The sequence below is a fragment of the Rhizobium sp. BK456 genome, from assembly GCF_014194045.1.
Classification (GTDB): Bacteria; Pseudomonadota; Alphaproteobacteria; order Rhizobiales; family Rhizobiaceae; genus Rhizobium; species Rhizobium redzepovicii.
Window position 1 is genome coordinate 104,161 of record NZ_JACIAO010000014.1, and the last position, 16,808, is coordinate 120,968.

Annotated in this window: 13 protein-coding genes; 6 read left to right on the forward strand and 7 right to left on the reverse strand. The window is 63.3% G+C overall.

The annotated features are described in order from the left end of the window. Positions 1-100: 100 nt before the first annotated feature. Entirely contained in the window at positions 101-7,108 is a 7,008-nt protein-coding gene (locus FHX03_RS30175) for a hypothetical protein (RefSeq protein WP_183856764.1), read from the reverse strand. Positions 7,109-7,571: 463 nt separating this feature from the next. Between FHX03_RS30175 and FHX03_RS30180 the strand changes: the two genes are divergently transcribed. Both FHX03_RS30180 and FHX03_RS30185 read left to right on the forward strand, forming a co-directional pair. Further along, on the forward strand, positions 7,572-7,955 hold the full coding sequence (locus FHX03_RS30180) for an Hpt domain-containing protein (RefSeq protein WP_003569019.1): 384 nt from the start codon (positions 7,572-7,574) through the stop codon (positions 7,953-7,955). A gap of 200 nt (positions 7,956-8,155) precedes the next feature. Next, the gene (locus FHX03_RS30185) at positions 8,156-8,476 is read left to right on the forward strand and encodes a 2Fe-2S iron-sulfur cluster-binding protein (RefSeq protein ID WP_085737415.1); all 321 of its coding nucleotides are present in this window, start codon (positions 8,156-8,158) and stop codon (positions 8,474-8,476) included. A 312-nt stretch (positions 8,477-8,788) separates the two neighbouring features. Here the strand turns inward: FHX03_RS30185 and FHX03_RS30190 are convergent, their stop codons facing one another. After that, entirely contained in the window at positions 8,789-9,415 is a 627-nt protein-coding gene (locus tag FHX03_RS30190; protein WP_097628575.1) for a DUF922 domain-containing Zn-dependent protease, read from the reverse strand. Between the two features lie 101 nt (positions 9,416-9,516). Here FHX03_RS30190 and folP point away from each other — a divergent pair, with 101 nt between their 5' ends. Genes folP through folK form a run of 3 tightly spaced genes read left to right on the forward strand, consistent with a single transcriptional unit; the run spans position 9,517 to position 11,259 of the window. Beyond that, positions 9,517-10,386 carry a dihydropteroate synthase gene (gene folP / locus FHX03_RS30195; protein WP_097628576.1) on the forward strand — a complete coding sequence of 290 codons (870 nt, stop codon included), beginning with the start codon at positions 9,517-9,519 and terminating at the stop codon, positions 10,384-10,386. Then, entirely contained in the window at positions 10,383-10,748 is a 366-nt protein-coding gene (gene folB, locus FHX03_RS30200; RefSeq protein WP_097628577.1) for a dihydroneopterin aldolase, read from the forward strand. The genes folP and folB overlap by 4 nt, the downstream gene beginning before the upstream one ends. Beyond that, positions 10,741-11,259 carry a 2-amino-4-hydroxy-6-hydroxymethyldihydropteridine diphosphokinase gene (gene folK / locus FHX03_RS30205; RefSeq protein ID WP_183856826.1) on the forward strand — a complete coding sequence of 173 codons (519 nt, stop codon included), beginning with the start codon at positions 10,741-10,743 and terminating at the stop codon, positions 11,257-11,259. The genes folB and folK overlap by 8 nt, the downstream gene beginning before the upstream one ends. 89 nt (positions 11,260-11,348) lie before the next feature. On the opposite strand, the gene FHX03_RS30210 is transcribed toward folK, so the two are convergent. The 4 genes from FHX03_RS30210 to FHX03_RS30225 form a co-directional block, all read right to left on the reverse strand. Beyond that, a complete protein-coding gene (locus FHX03_RS30210) occupies positions 11,349-11,900 on the reverse strand; it encodes a hypothetical protein (protein ID WP_003579600.1) in 552 nt (183 codons plus the stop codon). Between the two features lie 210 nt (positions 11,901-12,110). Beyond that, positions 12,111-13,190, reverse strand: a complete 1,080-nt coding sequence (locus FHX03_RS30215) for a YcjF family protein (RefSeq protein WP_097628580.1) — start codon at positions 13,188-13,190, stop codon at positions 12,111-12,113. Continuing rightward, positions 13,187-14,662: a YcjX family protein gene (locus FHX03_RS30220; RefSeq protein ID WP_183856766.1), complete on the reverse strand. Its 1,476-nt coding sequence runs from the start codon at positions 14,660-14,662 to the stop codon at positions 13,187-13,189. Before FHX03_RS30220 ends, FHX03_RS30215 begins: the two co-directional genes overlap by 4 nt. Before the next feature lie 75 nt (positions 14,663-14,737). Further along, positions 14,738-15,232 (reverse strand): SixA phosphatase family protein, encoded by a 495-nt coding sequence (locus FHX03_RS30225; protein ID WP_097628582.1) that lies wholly within the window; start codon positions 15,230-15,232, stop codon positions 14,738-14,740. A 276-nt stretch (positions 15,233-15,508) separates the two neighbouring features. Here FHX03_RS30225 and dksA point away from each other — a divergent pair, with 276 nt between their 5' ends. Continuing rightward, positions 15,509-15,928 carry an RNA polymerase-binding protein DksA gene (dksA, locus tag FHX03_RS30230; RefSeq protein ID WP_003569003.1) on the forward strand — a complete coding sequence of 140 codons (420 nt, stop codon included), beginning with the start codon at positions 15,509-15,511 and terminating at the stop codon, positions 15,926-15,928. Between the two features lie 60 nt (positions 15,929-15,988). Here dksA and FHX03_RS30235 read toward each other — a convergent pair whose 3' ends face one another. Beyond that, on the reverse strand, positions 15,989-16,633 hold the full coding sequence (locus tag FHX03_RS30235) for a DUF1062 domain-containing protein (RefSeq protein WP_131711038.1): 645 nt from the start codon (positions 16,631-16,633) through the stop codon (positions 15,989-15,991). Positions 16,634-16,808: the final 175 nt, after the last annotated feature.

Consider the following 16,808-nt stretch of genomic DNA (forward strand, 5'->3'; position numbering starts at 1 on the left):
GGCTGCAAGAGAGGTTTTAGTCGCACCGGCATCTTACGAGAAAAGCCGCCTGACACATGGTCAAGCGGCTTTCCCTCAACGTCAATTGAAATCGGCAAACTCAGCTGAGCCTGCCTGCGGCATGGGCAAGCATGGTGTAGACCTTGCCCGTATCTGAGGTCAGGTAGGACTGCGAGACGATCTGGTTCGGGTCGGTGCGGGCGACGTCGGCCAGTAGCTTTTCGAAATCACCGATATAGCGATCGACGGCGGTGCGGAATTCCGGTTCGCGGTCATATTTGCGCTTGATCTCGTCAAAGGTCTGCTGGCCCTTCAGCGTGTAGAGGCGGCGGGTGAAGACGTCGCGCTCGCCGCGCTGATAGCGGCGCCACAGATCGACCGAGGCGTCGTGATCGATGGCGCGGGCGATATCGACAGAGAGCGAGTTCAGCGATTCGACGACATGGCGCGGATTGCGGATGTCACTGCTGCGTGCGGCCGGTGTGGCGGTTTCCGCCGAGCGAGCCGGGGCACGGGCAGGCGCCTCGTCGGCGGCCTCCTCACGTGATGCGCCGCGCAGCAGATCGCTGATCCAGCCGCCGCTTTCGGCACGAGCCGGTTCCTGGCGGCCTGGTTCCTGACGGGCAGGCGCGGGCTGCGGAGCGGCGCGCTGGGGAGCGGCAGCCGGTGCCGGCGGGGCGATCGTTCCGCGCAGGCCCGTCGCTTCGATCGGCGCGGGCGCTGCCGGCTGTGGCGGCGGGGGCGTCACCGGCTGACTTGCGATCGGCTGACTTGGGATCGGCTGGGCGGCACGCGGGGCCGGCTGCGCCTGGGCGAGCGTGCGGGCGACGGGCTCAGAGATCTCGAGCTGCTGGCTGGAGCGGCCGACGAGCTGGGAGATATCCTGCAGCGCCTTAATCTGCTCGGCGACGGCCCGGCGCATGGCCGAGGCGCTTTCCTTGGCTTCCTCGGGAAGGTCGAAGGCGCCGCGCTTCAGTTCGGCGCGGGTGGCGTCGAGCTCGTTGCGGATGTCGGCGGCGGAGCGGCGGATATCATCGGTGGCGCCGGAGAAGCGGCCGACGGCATCATCGATCGCTTCGCGCAATGCTTCGCGCATGTGCTGGGCGGCGCCGTCGGAGGCGCGGCCGGCTTCGCCGAGCATGCGCTCGACTTCCGACAGCGACGCCGTCAGGCCACCGCGTATGCGGTTGGAGAGGTCGCCGGAGCGACGCTCGACATTGGCGAAGGTGCCGTCGATCGTCGTATTGGCCTCGTCGCCGGCGCGGGTGATCGCCTCGCGCATCGTCTCGGCGGCTTCCTGGGCGCGTTTCTCGGTTTCGGTAAGAATGCGGCCGATATCGGCGAAGGAGGACTGCACGCCCTGGCGCAGATTGCCGGTGACCTGGCTGGAGCGCTGTTCGGCTCGCTCGAACACGGTCTCGATCATGCCGCCGAGGCCGCGCATGGTCTTCTCGATCTCGTCGGAGCGTTGAACCAGGCTGACGGAGAGCGCTTGCAGCGCGCCTTCGCGCTCTTCGAGCGTCGAGGCAAGGTTGGACTGGGCGGCGCCGAGAAGCTGCGAGGCCTGTGTCAGGACCTTGGAGTGTTCGTCGAACCGGCCGATGATGCCGCCGACCTGTGACAGCGTCTGCCCCGAAATGTCAGAGAGGCGGTCGACCTTGCCTTCGAGAAGCCGGGTCGAGGCGTTGACCATCTCGGCAGCCTTGGTGGTGGAGTCGGCAAAGCGCGTCGTGGTTTCGCCGAGACGGCTGTCGACGCTGGTCAGCTGCTCGACGGCGCGGTTCATCATCATCGCCATCGCCGCGCTGCTTTCCGACATGCGCTCGACGAGGCCGTTGACGTTGCCGACCAGGCTGTTTTCGATGGCGCTGACGGCGTTGGCGACATTCTCGGTGCGGGCGGCAACGGCGCTGGCGAGCGCTTCGTTTTCGGTACGCAGACGGTCGGCGCTGAGGTTGGCTGCTGCGGTGATGCGGGCGGCGGCCTGTTCGCCGGCATCGGTATATCGGTCGATGATCGGACGGGCAGTTTCGTCGAGGATGCGCGTCAATTCGACCGAACGGCCAGCGAGCATCGAGTTGAGGTCGCGGGTGCGCTCGTCGAGTGTCGCGCGGATCGAATTGCCGCGCGCTTCGAGCGCCCGGTCGATGCCGGAGAAGGTCGTATCGATCTCGCGGGCGCGCTCCTCGAGATTGGAGCGGATAGCGTTGCTGCGGGCTTCGAGCGCCCGATCGACATCCGCCATGGTGGCGGAAATCTCGTTGCCGGCTCCCGACAACGTTGAGCGGATGGCATCGCCGCGCGTCTCCAGAGACTGGCCGGCATCCGACAGCGCCTTGGAGATGGCATTGACCTGCGTACCGACGATGGTCTCGGCCTCGGCAACCTTGTTGACGATGGCGTTGCCGGCTTCCGAGAAGGTCTGGGCGACGGCGGCGGCCTGGCTTGCCAGCCGGCTCTGGGCTTCGGCGACGCGGGTGACGATCTGCGACGAGCGCTCATCCATGGTGCGGGTGAATTCGTCGCTTTTCGCATTGAGATCGACGGCGAATTGCTGGCCGGTCTTGCCGAGCAGCTCGGTGGTTCTCGTCGCTTCGCCTTCCATTCCCTGGGCCGCCTCGGCAACCGCGCTGCGCAGCGTCGAGGCGAGGCCGGCGGCCTTGCCTTCGATGGTGCGGTTGACGGCATCGAGGCCGACGGTCAACGCACGATCCATGGTGGACAGACGTTCCTCGATGCGTTCATTGCCGCGGTCGAGGGTTTCGCCAAGGCTGGCGGTGCGGCCGTCGATGGCGCCGGTCAGGGTTGTAGCGCGGCTGTCGAGCGTCTCGGCCAGATTGGCGGCGCGGCTGTCGATCGCCTGGGTGAGGTTTGCGGCGCTGCCTTCGAGCGTCGCGGTGATACGCCGGTTGGCGTCGTCGCTAAGCGCGCTGATACGGGAGATGCCGTCGGCAAGCACGCCGGAGAGCTGGCCGCTGGCGGCTTCGACCCTTTCGGCGACACCGCCGACGCCGTTGCTGATGCGGGTCTCGATCGCCGCTAGACCGGATTCCACCCGCGATCCGGTTTCTTCAAAACGGCCGGTCAGGCTTTCGACAGACTGATCGAGTTGGGCGGAGAAATTCTGCGTGGAGGTGGAAATCGCATTTGCCGCCTCCTGGAAGCGGCCGGCGATCTGGCCGGCGCCGGCATGCATGCGCTCTTCCAACGTCTGGGCGCTGGCATCGATAGCCTGGCGGATCGAGGCTTCACGGTCCTCCAGCGACATTTCGAGCATGCTGACGCTCGTCGCCACCGAGGTGCCGATGCTGGTCGCGTGTTCCGTCAGCGTATCGTTGATAAGCGTATGGGCCTGGTTCAGCGACAGATCGATGGCATTGGCGCGATCTTCAAGCGTCGTGCGGATGCGCTCATGGGCAGAGGTGAGCCCGCCTTCGATACGCGCCGCGGCCTCGTCGGCGAGGCCTCCGAGCCGCGCATGGGCATCGCTCAGACGACCTTCGATGCGGCCGGTCAGGCCGCCGACGAGATCCTCGAAGCGAGCGCCGCCGGCATCGAGAACGCCGGAAAGGGCGGCACTATGCTCGGAAAGCGCATTTTCGAGCCGTTGCTGATTGTCGGTGTAAGCGGCGCGGATAGCATCGGTCTTGTCGGTGAAGGCGCCGGCGACGCGCGACTCGGCGCCGGAGACGGCCTCCATGATGGCGTTGCTGCGCGCTTCGAGCACGCTGTCGAAGCGGCTCTGGTTGTCGTCGAGCGAAATGGCGAGCGCCATGGTCTTTTCGTCGAGCGTGTCGGTCAGCCTGTCGTGCGTTGCCGTTACGGCACCGATGATCGCGGCGGTGCGGTGCACCAGGGCTTCCTCGAGGCGGGCCTGGCCTTCATTCAGCGAGGAGGCGATGGCCGCAGCTTTCCGGTCGAGCACACCGTTCAGGCCGTCATGCGTGCCGGAGACCGCCTGGGTGATGGCATCGGCGCCTGAGGTCAGGGTTTCCTCGAGGCGGCTCTGGCTCTCGTTCAGCGAAATGGCAAGCGCCATTGCCCGGTCGTCGAGTGTCTCGGACAGGCGGTCGTGGGTAGTGGAGACCGCACTGAGGAAGGATTCCGAGCGGCTGTCAAGCGTGTCCTGCAGGCGGCTCTGACCTTCGTTGAGCGAGGCGGCGAGGGCTGCCGACTTTTCATCGAGCGTTTCCGAAAGCCGCTCATGCGTGCCGGACACGGCCTTGAGGAAGGCTTCGGAGCGCGCTTCGAGCGTGTCTTCGATCCGTGACTGGCTCTCATTCAGCGAGATGGCGAGCGTCATCGCCTTTTCATCCAGCGTTTCGGACAGGCGCTCATGGGTGCCGGAGACCGCATTCAACAGGGCCGCGGAGCGGCTTTCGAGCGTCTCCTCGATGCGAGCCTGGCCTTCGCTGAGCGAGGTGGCAAAAGCTTCCACCTTGCCTTCCAGCGTTTCGGACAGACGATCATGCGTGCCGGAGACAGCGTTCAGCAGAGCCGCCGAGCGGGTCTGAAGCGTCTCTTCGATGCGGGCCTGGCTCTCGTTCAAGGAGATGGCGAAGGCCGCCGCCTTTTCGTCGAGGGTCTCGGCAAGTCGGTCGCGCGTGCCGGACACGGTGTTCAGCAATGCCTCGGCACGGGTTCCAAGCGCATTGTCGATGCGGGCATGGCGCTCATCGAGCGAGGTGGTCAGGGCGGCGGCCTTGCTGTCCAGCGTTTCGGACAGGCGGTCATGGGTGCCGGAGACGGCGTTCAGCAGGGCCGCGGAGCGGGTCTCGAGCGTATCTTCAATGCGGGCCTGGTTTTCATTGAGCGAAATGGCGAGCGCCATGGCCTTTTCATCGAGTGTCTCGGAGAGGCGGTCATGCGTGCCCGATACCGCGCTCAGCAGCGCTTCCGAGCGGGTCTCGAGCGTATCCTCGATGCGGGCCTGGCTCTCGTTGAGGGAGATGGCGAGGGCCATCGCCTTTTCGTCGAGCGTCTCGGCCAGACGGTCATGGGTGCCGGAGACGGCATCGATGATGGCATCGGCGCGTGATGTCAGCGCTTCTTCGAAGCGGCTGTGATGGGTGGTAAGCGCATCGACAAGCGCACCGCCGCGCTCGGCCATGACGCTGTCGATGCGGCCGTGGGCCGTGCCGAGCGCCTCGCTGATTTCGGCAGCGCGGGCAGTCAGCATGCCGCTCAGCTCCTCGCCGCGGCCGCCGAAGGCTGCGGTGACCTGCTCGGTGCCGGCGGCAACGGCGGTGGTCAGATCGCTGGTGGTGGTGCGCAGCGTGTCGCGGAATTCGGCCGAGCGGGCCTGAAGATTGTTCTGGAGATCGGAGGTGCCGGATGCAAGCGTCAGCGCGATTTCCGAAGTGGCGCTCTGCAGCGCCGAAGTCAGTTCGCCGGTGCGGTTGGTGAGCGCCGCGGTGATTTCGTCCGCCCGGGTGCCGAGCGCGCTTTCCAGCACTTCGTGGCCGGTGGAAAGCGCAGTGGCGAGTGCCAGCGACTGGTCGGTCATCGAGGAGCTCAGCCGGTCGATGCCGGAACTTAGGATGCCGTCGATCGAATCCGAGCCGCCGGTCAGCGTCTCGTTGATGCGGGCGAGGCTCTCCATCAGCTTGGTGTCGAGCGAGCCGGTGCGCTTGTCGAAGGCGCTAGTGAATTCAGCGACTCGTTCGTCGAAGGCGGTAGACAGCTGGGCGACGGTCGTCTGGAGCCGTTCTTCGAAGAAGCCGGAGCGGACGTCGAGATCCATGACGGCGTCGTCGGCGGTGCTCTGCAGGCTCTGGCGGAAGCTCGCTCCCTTTTCATCGAGGGCGCTGTTCAGCTTCGACAGCACGTCGTCAAGCGTGCCGCCGATGGTGCGTTCACCTGAAGTGAGGCTCTCATTGATCTCGCGGGTGCGGGCGATCAGTATCTCGCTGAGCTGCTGCGTGCGCTCGTGCAGCGCGGCATTCAGCTTCTCAGTGCTGCTGTCCATGGTCGAGGCGCGCGTCTCGAATTGGCTGAGCAGTTTTTCGCCATGGTCATTGAGGTTGACGGAGAGCGCTTCGAGGCGGTTGTCGAATTCGGTGGCGAGCGCGAAACCCGATGCGTTCAGCGTCTGCAGCAGGCTATCGGTCTTGGCGGCGAGCAGGCTGCCGATCGATTGCAGGGCATTGTCCGATTTTTCCAGAATCGTCGCGGCGCGCGTATCGATCAGCGAGGCAAAGGCCTCGCCCGATGTGGAAAGCCGCACGGCGATCTCTTCGGTTGCCAGCGAGAGCTCTTCCTTCAACTGGTCATGGACGCTGCCGATCGAGGTGCGGATGCGATCGGCATGGTTGACGATCGCCTCGCGCTCCGAGCCAAGTTCGTGGACGAGGCCGCGGACGCGCAACTCGTTGTCGGCATAGGAGCGTTCAAGTGCATTGACTTCGGAATGGACAAGCGTTTCGAGTTCGGACGCACGCGCAATGGTGCGTTCGATGCCTTCATTCATGGCCGAGACCTCACGGCGCACGGCCTGGCCGACGGTCATGATGCGCTCGGAGGCGATGGTTTCCGGCTCCGCCAGTCGCAATGCGACCTCCGCCATGGAACGGGCGGCGTTGCGCATGTCCTGGGCGCGGGCGATCATGATGGCGAAAGCATAGAACATCATGACGGGGATAATGATGCCGACGAGGCCGGCGATGACGCCAGGCAGGGCGACGAGATCGGCGAGCGAACGGATCTGCCAGATCTGCGGGGCATAAAGCAGCGACATCAGGCCGAGGCCGCCCATGACCCAAAGCACTGAGAACAGCGTGGCGGTGCGCACCGCCGAGCGGCTGGAGGCGCCGTCGAAGGATTTCAGAATCGAGGCGGGCGTGTTGCGGCTGGCATCGTTGGCGGGCGTGAAAGCCGGCCCCCTGGAAGCCTGCTCGGCCCCGGCGCTGCGGCGGTTGCGGCGCTGCGCTTCTTCCTGGGCCTGCTGGTTACGCGCATTCACTGGATCAGACACATTAGCCTCCGGGGCCTCTGGCGCATCGCCGCGGCGAGACGGCACGTTATCTTTGCCGAAGTCGATCTGGAGCGCCTCGTCCAATGCCTTGAACGCCTTGTCCTCAATCGACTCGTTATATTTGTTGTTCGCCATTGGTTATGCCTCGTTACTGTCGGCCGGTCCGGCAGCGCAATCCCGGGCTTCCGCCTCGCCGGGGAACAACTTTGCCGTTCCAGCCTTCCATCCCAACGACGGACGGATAAGCATGTCATTTCAGAGTAGATAGCCGCTTTTTCAAACGGAAGGTATCAAAACACTACCATTATCCACTCGCTCGGCAAAGGCGCGTACCATAAACCCGCTCCACCAGTATCGTAGTGACACATCTGGGCTCTTCACACAATTAATGAAGGCTTGAGATTCCAAGCTCGTTAACCCGTTGTTAACATCTTTAGATCTGCGGCACCGCTTAAAAACCAATAATTTAGCGATATTTAACGGATGTTAACCATATGGCGAGATTTCCGCCCTGCATGTGCCGGAATTTAACGCGATGGCCACCCTCCTGTCGCAGAACTGTTGCAACTGCGCACGACACGAGACGGGAGAATTGGCAATGGCAGCTCAGATGGCAGCTTTGAACATCGTATTCGAGGCGCCGGATAATGCAAAGGGACCCTGTCCCTCCAAGGTCCGGCCGATCGATCTCGTCCATCTCGCCAAGCAGACGATGGGCGACAAGTCGCTGGAAATCGAAGTCCTTCAGATGTTTGCGCGCCAGGCTCGCGCATGCCTGCAGGATATTGCGAGCGGCGAAACCATCCGCGTCGGCGCGGCCGCACACCGCCTGAAGGGCGCGGCAAGCTCGGTGGGGGCGTTCCGCGTGTCGCAGACGGCCGAAGCCGTCGAGGAAACCGGCGGTGACGCCGGGGCGACGGCAGCGCTCGGTGCCGCCGTCATCGACGCCGAGAATTTCATCCTCAAGCTCTGCCGCGGCTGATCCTTGTTTGAGATCGTTTGAATGAGGCCCGTTGTTCCATTGCGGAACCGCGGGTCTTTTTGCGACGTCTTCCATGACGCTTTGAAGACGGCGGGCGGAGGCCCGATCTGCGAGGTTATGGCGACTTTCCCGATGTTGACTGAAGCGTCGAATTGTCGGAAGAAAATCCGCCCATCATTTGAAGACCGGAAATAGTCCTGATGCCAAAACTTACCATCGTCGCCTTCGACGGCACGCGCTTCGACCTCGATGTCGACCAAGGCTCCACCGTCATGGAGAATGCCGTGCGCAATTCGGTGCCCGGCATCGAGGCTGAATGCGGCGGCGCTTGCGCCTGCGCGACCTGTCATGTCTATGTCGATGAGGCATGGACAGAGCAAGTCGGCCAGCCGGAAGCGATGGAAGAAGATATGCTCGACTTCGCCTTCGATGTGCGCCCGACCTCGCGGCTGTCCTGTCAGATCCGCATGAAGGCTGCCTATGACGGGCTCGTGGTGCACGTGCCGGAACGCCAGGCTTAAGCGCCGAGCTGCACACTTCGCCGGAATGGGATCCACAAAAAAGACGCCTCGCGCGCTGGTGCGAGCGAGGCGAGGCGGGCGCATTACCTACGGATGAGGGAGGAACATCCGCGGCTTCGGAACGCGCCAGGAGAACCCAGCGATGAAAGAGCAGATGCCGTAGCTGCACTTTCGAATGTGTTCATATTAACGCGTCCCGGTTGAGTCTGCCAGGATGAAAAATGACCATTCAATCACTGGGGAGGGTGCAAGTTTCGCACAAGTTTCGTTGTCCAGCTAAGGTTTTCCGCTCGCAACCAGACTGAAAAAGCCTTATTTTGCGCCGGCTCGGCCGTTGATTCGATTGTTCAACAATCTCAGCATGCGCTTCTGGAAATTGACCGCCTCGACCCGGTCGAATCGCGCCTGCTGCCGATCGTGCTCCTCTATACCGCGAGCTGATTCGCCTGAGACGAGTTCCTGCATGGCCTCGCAGCTGCGCTGCTGAGGCAAGGTGCGGATGGCGCGTTCCATGGCGCGGGCCTGATCGCGGGCGATTTCGGCATGGCGCTCCTCGTGGCGCTTGATATCGCTCGACAGGGCGTCCCAGATCATTGACAGCTCCTTGCTGGCGCCCTTGCGGCTGTTCCAGCGCGGCAGGATGATCTGGGTGTGGACCGTGACCTTGACGTTGCCGACACGGCAACGTCCGTTATCCTGGATATAGGTGGCTTCACCGCCGAAGCGGATCTTGGTGGCGCCGGGGTGGCGCGCCGAGGAACCGCTCGAGGTCGGGCCGCGCCGGCTGAGTTCGCGGTCGAGCTCATCCGCGGTTTTGCCGCGGATGTCGAAATAGGAATAGCTTTTCGATGCGATCACTTCTGCTGCCACTGGGCTGCAGACGGAAAGAGCAATGGAAAAGGCGATAGGAAGGACCATATAACGCACTGCAAGCGGCATTCTGAACGCAACCCGTGTTGAAATCGACCGGAGCTTGGGGCATAGCCACCGCAAGCGCAATATCGGATGGCGCTTTTTTCGCGATCGATAGGATAAGTCTGGTGACAGGGTTCGAAGGCAGTTTATGGCGTGTGGGCCATGGCCGGGAGATCGAACTCGGCCGTCGTTCTCTCATCATGGCGATCATCAATGTGACGCCGGACTCCTTTTCCGACGGCGGACGCTTCGAAACCGTCGATGCTGCTGTCGAGCACGCGCTTCGCGCGGTGAGCGAGGGTGCCGGGATTGTCGACATCGGCGGGGAATCGACCCGCCCGAACGCCGCTGCCGTCAGTCCTTCCGAGGAGCAGGCGCGCGTGCTGCCGGTCATCGAGGCGCTGCGCGGGCGCACCCAGGCGCTGATCTCGATCGATACCTATCGCGCCGAAACGGCGCGGCTGGCGGTCAGTGCCGGCGCCCATATCGTCAACGATGTGTTCGGGCTGCAGAAGGAGCCCGATATCGCCGACATCGCCGCGGCGACCGGGGCCGGGCTCTGCATCATGCATACCGGCCGCGACAGGGCGAAGCTTCCGGACGTGATTGCCGACCAAGTGCATTTTCTCAAGCGGTCGCTTGAGATCGCTCAGGCCGCCGGCGTCAACAGCGACCGCATCGTGCTCGATCCGGGCTTCGGTTTTGCCAAGGAGACGGCGGAGGAGAACCTCGAACTGATGGCGCGATTTTCCGAACTTTCCCGCTTCGGACTGCCGCTGCTTGCCGGGACGTCGCGCAAGCGCTTCCTCGGCGCGGTGACGGGGCGTGAGGCGGCAGACAGGGATGCGGCGACGGCCGTCACCAGCGCCCTGCTCAGGCTTCAAGGGGCTGCTGTTTTCCGGGTGCACAATGTCGCAATCAACAGGGATGCGCTTGATATCGCCGATGCTATGCTGAATGCGCGCCAGGAATTCGAGAGGAAGCGGCCGACATGACCACCTACACGATCACGCTGCAGAACTGCGCCTTCTTTGCGCGCCACGGCGTGCACGACGAGGAGGAATTCCTCGGCCAGCGCTTCTTCGTCGATGCCGAGCTCGATGTCGTTGCCGGCGAGGCGCTGAAAAGCGATTCGATCGACGATACCGTCAATTACGGCATCGCCTTCACGGTGATCGAGGGGATCGTCACCGGCAAACGGCGTTACCTGATCGAGGCCCTGGCGCTCGATATCGCCAAGGGACTCTGCGATACATTCCCGCAGGTCCGGCGCGCAAAGATCACGGTGCGCAAGCCGAATGCGCCGGTGCCCGGCGTGCTCGATTTCGTGCAGGTGAGCGTTGAACACTTTGCCTGAGACTGCATTGCAATCGGCCACACTCGGCCTCGGCGGCAACATCGGCGATCCCGTCAAGGCGATGGCCGTCGCACTGCAGCGGCTGGACGGACGAGATGACTGCCGGGTTACGGCGGTCTCGCGGCTCTACCGCACGCCACCCTGGGGCAAGACCGACCAATCCTTCTTCTTCAACGCCTGCGCTGCCGTCGAAACCCGGCTGGAGCCGGAGGCTTTGCTCGATGTCTGCCTGTCGATCGAACGGGAGATGAAACGCGAGCGTATCGAGCGCTGGGGGCCGCGCACACTCGACATCGACGTGCTGACCTATGGCGACGTCATCCAGGAGGCGCCGCGGCTGGAACTGCCGCATCCGCGCATGACCGATCGCAGTTTCGTGCTGATGCCGCTTGCCGATATCGCGCCGGACCTTATCGTCAAGGGCAGGGCGGTCAGCGACTGGCTTGAAGATGCAGAGGTAGCGGGCATCGAAGTCGCCAACAACAGCCGCGACTGGTGGCTCCAAACCTGAGGCAGAGATCCTGAAACGGAAAACGGCGGGAAACCCGCCGCTTCAGGAAAATGCGCTGTAGCTTCAGGAAAATCCGCGGTGCGATTGATCTACTGGATGGACCCGACGGCCATCTCGTCGACCTGGCGGGTCAGCGTCAGGCCGATGACCGGGATCATCTGGCTTTCGACCTTGACCGAAACAGTGACGTTCATCGTCTTGTCATCACGCACGCGGGCGATCATCGCGCCGTTCAGCTTGGCGCGGTTGATGCCGACGACGACGGTATCTTCGCTGACGGCGCCAGAGACGACGTCAAGACCCTTGCCGGCGGCGCCGTCAAGGAACTTGCCCTTGTAGGTCGAGCCCGACTGCGAGATGACGGCTGTCATCGGCTGCTTGAAGACGCCGACGCGGCAGGTGCCGTCGAGCTTGATGCCGGCGCCGCTGTCGCCCGTGGGCTCGCCGATCAGGTTGCAGGTGAATTTCGTCCCCTTGTATTTGCCGGCGACGATTTCGCCCGGGCCCTTCCATGAGCCGGCGACGGAATCGAAGAAGGCCTTGTCACGGGTTGCGGCGGTAGCTGCCGGAGCGACGTCTGCGACGGGAGACAATGCCGCGGCGGCCAGACCGCATATAATGAGAAACTTGCGCGAATACATGGATTTTCCTTGGCAAACACCACTCACGAACTGGCTGCAAGTTTTGCCTGGGAATGGTTAATCCTTCCTTTCAATCGTGCCGAAATGCGCTGGAATACAGGGGTTTCGCGCGGTCCAGATTTTAGCTTGTCGCTATTAGAGCCTTGAATCTGCTGTAATTTCGCCAACATTCCGTTAGGGATGGCAAAGTGTGCGGAATTGCTCCGACTCTCAAGGAGTGTTGCCGCGCGGCGACATGGAGGGCGTGAGGTCGCCGATGAAATCGCCGATTCCCGGCCGCTTCAGGGCATGGAAGGCGAGCGGGCGGCAGAGATCCATTGCCGCGATTCCAATGCGGGCGGTCATCAGGGCGTTGATGACGCCTTCGCCGAGCCGGGCCGAGAGCTTGGAGGCCAGCCCATGGCCGAGCACCTGCTGGACGAGGCTGTCGCCGACGGCGATCGAGCCGGTGACGGCCAGATGCGCCAGCACGTCGCGCAGCAGACGGAACATGCCGAGCGTGCCGGGACGGCCGCCGTAAAGCTCGGCCATAGCTCGGATAAGACGCACGGCCTCATAGAGGACGTAGAGCAGGTCGACCACGGCGCGCGGGCTGACGGCGGTGACGATTGAGACGCGCTTGGAGGCGTTGACGATCAGGGCACGGGCCTTGCGGTCGAGGGGCGTGAGCAATTCCCGTTCGGCGAGCGCAATCAGATGCGGGGGATCGATGACCTCGCTTTCCGTCGCCTTCAGCGTGGCGCGGCCCTTCGATGTCTCGGGATTGGCCGACAGCAGCGTGCTCAGGCGGGCGACGACGGCGCGCGCCCGTGCCGGCCGGGTTTCGACCATCGCGGCTTCCGCTTCGGCCTTGATCGCCTGGACGGCGGCAAGGCGCATCATCCCTAATGTTTCGCGGATGATGAGCGCAAGCACGGCGAGGATGCCGACCGCAAGCACGGCCAGCGCCGCATAGCCCAACCAGTCGGCACGGGTGAAGAGATCGCGGATCAGCCTATCGGTCCAGAGGCCGATGCCAAGCGACAGCAGAATGCCGAAGGCGCCGGCGGCGATCTTGCCGAAGGAGGTTCGGCGTCTCAGCGGCGTTGCCACGGGCACTGCGCTCAGATCCTTGTCGGGATTGAGGAAGGGATCGTCCTCATCCGCCGTCACGACGATGTTTTCGGAGAAGCTTTCCGGCTTGCGCCGCTGCTCTGCCTGGCGGCCGTTGTCAAGGCGCTCGGTGGCCTCGTCCTCGTAGATGAAAGCCGCGGGCGGGCGGCGTGGCGGATCGGAGGGGGGCTGGCTCATGCGAGACGATCTCCGAACAGGAACTGCATGGCGCGGTCGAGGCGGATATGCGGGACCGACAGCTTGATGCCGCCGCCGGTTTCCTCAAGCTGAGGCGGGCGGAACCTGACGACATTGACATCAGGCAGCCGCAAGCCGCTCTCGCCCGCGGCGATGCGGTCGAACAGGCTTTCTGGATCCGCCGGCAGGTCGCCGGGAAAGATCGCGGTCTTTCTCTGGCCGTCGAAACGCTCGCCGGCGATGGTTTCGCCCTCCATCGGCGTGCCGACGATGACAGGCAGGTCATGTCCGTCGCGCTTGACGGATGCCTCTCGGGTGGCGCGCACGGAGGCAAGCGCCATGACGTCGATGCCCGCACCCGCCATGCCGATGCGGTCGATGGCGCGATCGACCAGGCGGCGGGTCAGCGCGTCGAGCCGGTCGTGGCTTTCATGGTGGAGATGATCGGCCTTGGTCGCGGCGACCAGCACGCGGTCGATGCGGCGCCCGAGCAGCGAGGAGAGCAGCGAATTGGTGCCGGGGCGGAAACAGGCGAGCACATCGGTCAGCGCGCGTTCCAGATCCTGGACGGCTTCGGGGCCGCGGTTCATCGCCTGAAGCGCATCGACCAGCACGATCTGGCGGTCGAGCCGGGCGAAATGCTCGCGGAAGAAGGGTTTGACGACGACTGATTTATAGGCCTCGTAGCGCCGCTCCATCATCGTCCAGAGCGAGTTGCGCCCGGGACGGCCGTCCGCCGGCAAGGCCAGCGGTGCGAAGGTCAGCGCCGGCGAGCCGTCGAGATCGCCGGGCAGCAGCAGGCGGCCGGGCGGCAGGGTGGAGAGCGAGCGTTCGTCGGCCTTGCAGGCCTTGAGATAATCGGCAAAGGCGGTGGCGAGGCCGCGGGCGATCATCTCGTCGGCGCCGGCCTGGATATCGGCGGCATGGGTCAGCGCCAGCCATCCGCGCGACAGTTCGGAGCGGACGCCGGTTTTCGCTAGCGCGATCGTTTCCTCACTAAAGGTGCGGTAATCCTTGCCGAGCAGCGGCAGGTCGAGCAGCCATTCGCCCGGATAGTCGACGATATCGATCGACAAACGGCCGGGCGAAAACAGCCGGTTCCAGCCGCTGGCGCTCTGATAATCCAGTGTGATGCGCAGCTCAGAGATGGCGCGGGTCGAATCCGGCCAAATACGATCCTTCACCAGCGCGCGGATATGATCCTCGTATTGGAAGCGCGGTACGGCATCGTCGGGCTGCGGCTCCAGCCGCACCGCCGAGACGCGGCCGGACTGCACCGGCTCGAACAGCGGCAGGCGGCCGCCATGCAGAAGATTGTGTACCAGCGAGGAAATGAAGACCGTCTTGCCGGAGCGGGAGAGGCCCGTGACGCCGAGCCGCACGGTCGGATTGACGAGGCCGCTTGCCCGATCGGCGAGATTGTCGAGGGCGATGCGGGCGTCGTCGGCAAAGGATGTGAGGCGTGGCGGCAAGGCGCAATTCCGGTTGGTGACTGCCGGCAATATAGGAAGGACGTGCCGCCTGAAAAAGACGCGGCGCGAAAGCTTTCAGACAACCACGAAATCGATGAGACGCCAACCGCCGGCTGAAGCGTCGTAATCGACGACGGCAAGGCCCGCCGTCGGGAAGCCGCCGGGAAGGGCGCTTGCCATCGCCTCATGGCCGATCAGCGCCTCCAGCGCCTGCTCCATGGTTGGATTGTGGCCGACCAGCATGACGGCCGCCTCTTCCTGCGAATCGACGATTTCCAGGTAGTTATCGACCGTGGCGTTGTAGAGCGCATCAACATAACGGATGTCGAGCGTAAGGCCCATCGCCCGATGGACCGCATCGGCAGTGCCGCGGCAGCGCAGCGCCGTCGAACTGATCAGCAGATCGGGACGGTAGCCCTTGTCGGCGGCTTTGTCGGCAATGATCTCGGCATCGCCGAAGCCCTTTTCGTTGAGCGGCCGGTCGAAATCGCGCTGTCCGGGTTCGGCCCAGGCCGCCTCGGCATGACGCAGGAGATAGATGCGGTTCGGCGGAGGCAGCGGTACGGTCATGGGCAAATCCAGGATCGGGCGGGTCTTTTCAGTAGCGGTTGCGCTTGGCCGCCGTCAATCGCTGGCCATGCTGCGACGGCGCAAAACGTGGCTGACAACACGGCGTTTTGAAGGCGAAGAAGAAAACGGTAGCCGGAATAACCATGACAAAATAGATCGTTAGCCTAAAATTGTAACAGATTTAAAAATCTGTTTACCTGTCGTATTTGGCTTGAATCGCGGCTAGCGCTTGGGATATACACCCGCCCAGATGAGATGTTCTTCAGGAGAATCGCGTTGAGTGAGAAGATCGATCTTAGCAATTACGTTCCCTCGGAAGAGGAAGAGTTCATGAACGTAAACCAGCGTGCCTACTTCAGGACCAAGCTGGTTGCATGGAGAAATGATATCCTTCGAGAAGCGCGCGAAACCCTCGACCACCTGGCCGAGGAAAGCGCAAACCATCCCGACCTCGCCGACCGGGCGTCCTCGGAAACCGACCGGGCGATCGAACTTCGCGCCCGTGATCGGCAGAGAAAGCTGATTTCCAAGATCGACGCGGCACTGCAGCGCATCGAAGACGGTACTTACGGCTATTGCGAGGAAACCGGCGAACCAATCGGCCTCAAGCGTCTCGACGCCCGCCCGATCGCGACGCTGTCGATCGAGGCGCAGGAGCGCCACGAACGCCGCGAAAAAGTCTATCGCGACGAATAATGGTTTTCATGCAGAGGTGAGAGCAAGCGCCGCGATCGGATCGCGGCGCTTGTTCGTTGATCACTGCTCCGCTGCACAAATGCCTATCGCCAGAGCTTTCCACGATTGCTCTCGCTCGGCCTCCATAGAGAGGTCGATCGTCACAAGGGTGCCGTTCCTCAGGCGGTGTCGCAGGATGTCCGCCTTCTCAGGATCCGTCCGAACCATGCCTTCAGTGTGAAGGGCCTGCAGTCTCGAGCGTGAAAGCTTCAGTTCCGAGGCCAGCAGACGGTCGAGGCGGGTGCTTGTTGGGACAGGGACCGTCAGTTCGATTGCCAATGTCGTCCAATTTGCGGTTTCGTGCCGCATCTCCTTGGTGATTTCAAATTCGGCAAACTCGTCCATACGCAGCGATTTGCGTCGGAGAGCATCGAGGTTGAAGGTCTCTGCCCGGATCCAGTCCGGATCGTTGGCCTGCAGCGCGTCAAGGACCGCAGGATCGATGTCGCGGACATTGCGGCGCTCGAAGATCGGCCGGTTCCATGTCCTTTCGCAGGTCAGGCATTTGTAGATCAGCCAGGCATCCAGTTTGCGGCCGTTGGCGTTCAGCCGAATCTTGCCGCTGGATTGGAAGGCTCTCATGCCTCCGCATCCGCCGCATGCGATCCAGGGCTGGGGAGCTGTCTTGGGAATAATGGTCCATCGGACCTGAAGCGTCTTGCACATATCGTCTTGGTCTTCCGTTCGGAAGTCCATCGAGATGGTGCAGGAGAAACCCTTGCGGGCGCGGTGTGGCGATGTTGTGGGCGGCTGAAGAGCTGAGACAGCGGAACTGCACATGGCACATTGGAACAATGCCAAACCGGTCTCTCGCCACCACCCGATGAACATGGTCGCATGC